Here is a 358-nt window from a genome sequence, read left to right as displayed (position 1 = left end):
CTCACCGCCTCAAAGCACATCTCCTCCGTCCGGAGGTCATCCGGCACATACATCAATGCCTCCGCCTCGAGGCACACCTCCTCCGTCTGGAGGGGTTCCGGTACATCTTTCAACGCTATGCCGTGTTGCCTCACCGCCTCGAGGCACATCTCAGGAGACCGGAGGGGCGACGGCATGTATCGCAACGCCCATCCGTTTTGCTCGCCTCGAGGCAGATCTCTCGCGTCTGGAGACCTCGAGGCACATCTCCTCCGTCTGGAGGGACCACGGCACATGTTCCAGCGCCCTGCCATCTTGCCTCACCGCCTCAAAGCATATCTCCGGCATTCGGAGGGCTTTCGGAACATATGCCAACGCC

General features: G+C 61.2%; 1 protein-coding gene. It reads right to left on the bottom strand.

The annotated features are described in order from the left end of the window. Positions 1-275 (bottom strand): DUF4116 domain-containing protein (locus E1297_RS51065; RefSeq protein WP_368669416.1); only part of this gene is annotated, 275 nt, incomplete at its 3' end. Positions 276-358: the final 83 nt, after the last annotated feature.

The sequence above is a fragment of the Roseibium sp. RKSG952 genome (assembly GCF_009711355.1).
Note: the sequence above shows the minus strand (reverse complement) of the source record. Positions and strands in the feature narration are given on the sequence as shown.